Raw genomic sequence first — 1,517 nt, 5'->3', positions numbered from 1 at the left:
CGGTGGGAAAAGCTACTACAAATAATGAAAAATACCGGCCGAGTTTATAATAAATCCGAGCATCGGATGACGTTTGAAGGGATCCTTTTCCGAATGAGAACCGGTATTCCTTGGCGAGATTTGCCAAAAGAGTTTGGTGAATGGAGCACCGTCTATAGACGATTTAATTTGTGGTCTAAAAAGGGAATATTAGTTAATATTTTCAAACATTTATCACAACTAGCGGATTTTGAATGGGTGTTCCTAGATGGCTCGATTATCAAGGCTCATCAACATAGTACAGGCGCTGCAACGGAGCATTGTGAGCAAATAGGTCAGAGCTGTGGTGGTAATTCAACTAAAATTCATCTTGCGGTTGATAGTGGTGGTTTGCCTATTTGTTTTGAGCTTTCTGAAGGACAACGACATGATATCACTTATGCAGAAAACCTAGTTGAAAAGCTCGATGAAGTCAATACAGTGATAGCCGATAAAGGTTATGACAGCGAGCCTTTTCGGTGCTTTGTTCGTCAAAAAGGCGGACGAACGGTGATTGCTAAACGTAATTATGGTAAGGATATAGATAAAAGCAGTATGGATAGGTGCCTTTATCGCTATCGTCATTTAGTCGAGAATGCCTTTGCTAGAATCAAGCAATATCGTTCAATATCAACTAGATACGATAAGTTAGAAAGGAATTATGCCAGTATGGTATCACTGGCATTTATGTTAATGTGGCTGCCAATGTATTGTTGAGTAATTTATGTACAGCAAAGATCAACAGCCCCTAATAACTTTTGGATCAAACTTAATTTGTACCGCTTCGATGTGCCCTGTTGTGCCTGAGCAAACTTGCTGATAGGTTGGATTGATAACATTCCCCCCAGTATATCCTGCTACAATACTAATAACCCCTTCATACTGATCAAAGGGTTTAACCATACACCAAAAACAACCACCAGCAAATGTTGCTTGTTCATATTGTTGCATAATAACCTCCCACTTAATATGTTAAACAATTCTTCTATTTATTGCTTAACTTCAGCATAATCATTAACACTAAAATACACTGCTTTAAATTAGCATACTACTTGAAAATGTTTAAAAAAACACCATATCATTGGTCAACTATTTCAGTTATAGAAGGATTCATTTATGGCAAGTGGATGGGCGTCTGACGATGCCGTTAATCAACAAATCGAAGGCACTATTGCTGATGCCATCGAAAACGCAAGAAGACAACTCAATCACGGTACAATTAGTGCTCATTTTTGTATTGAATGTGGAGAGCCTATTATAGAAGCCAGAAGGTCAGCATTGCCTGGCGTACAATATTGTTTGTCTTGCCAACAAGAAATCGATAAACAATTAGCTAAAACATCAAGTCTATATAATCGTCGTGGCAGCAAAGATAGCCAACTACGTTAATTTGAAGATACATTTTTAACCAATTGAGCTAAAAGATGGGTGGATTATTACCCACCCTAAGATACAAACAATAGTTATTTTTTACCTTCACGAACAGCGTCATAAGGATA

The 1,517-nt window shown here is 37.9% G+C and carries 2 protein-coding genes and 1 pseudogene; 2 read left to right on the top strand and 1 reads right to left on the bottom strand.

Features of this window, described 5'->3' with window-relative positions; all coding sequences use genetic code 11:
• The coding region (locus tag A9G44_RS09985; protein ID WP_081298318.1) for an IS5 family transposase at positions 1 to 735 on the top strand (735 nt) is incomplete at its 5' end.
• Positions 736 to 768: 33 nt separating this feature from the next.
• Here A9G44_RS09985 and A9G44_RS09980 read toward each other — a convergent pair.
• Positions 769 to 969, bottom strand: a pseudogene (locus A9G44_RS09980) (peptide-methionine (S)-S-oxide reductase); the annotation flags it as partial.
• 165 nt (positions 970 to 1,134) lie between these two features.
• Between A9G44_RS09980 and A9G44_RS09975 the strand changes: the two are divergent.
• On the top strand, positions 1,135 to 1,407 hold the full coding sequence (locus A9G44_RS09975; RefSeq protein WP_065589760.1) for a DksA/TraR family C4-type zinc finger protein: 273 nt from the start codon (positions 1,135 to 1,137) through the stop codon (positions 1,405 to 1,407).
• The last annotated feature ends 110 nt before the right edge of the window (positions 1,408 to 1,517 follow it).

It is taken from the genome of Gilliamella sp. Occ4-3 (genome assembly GCF_001690675.1).
GTDB classification, from domain to species: Bacteria; Pseudomonadota; Gammaproteobacteria; order Enterobacterales; family Orbaceae; genus Gilliamella; species Gilliamella bombi.
The sequence above is the reverse complement of the archived record's forward strand: the minus strand, read 5'-3'. Positions and strand labels throughout refer to the sequence as shown.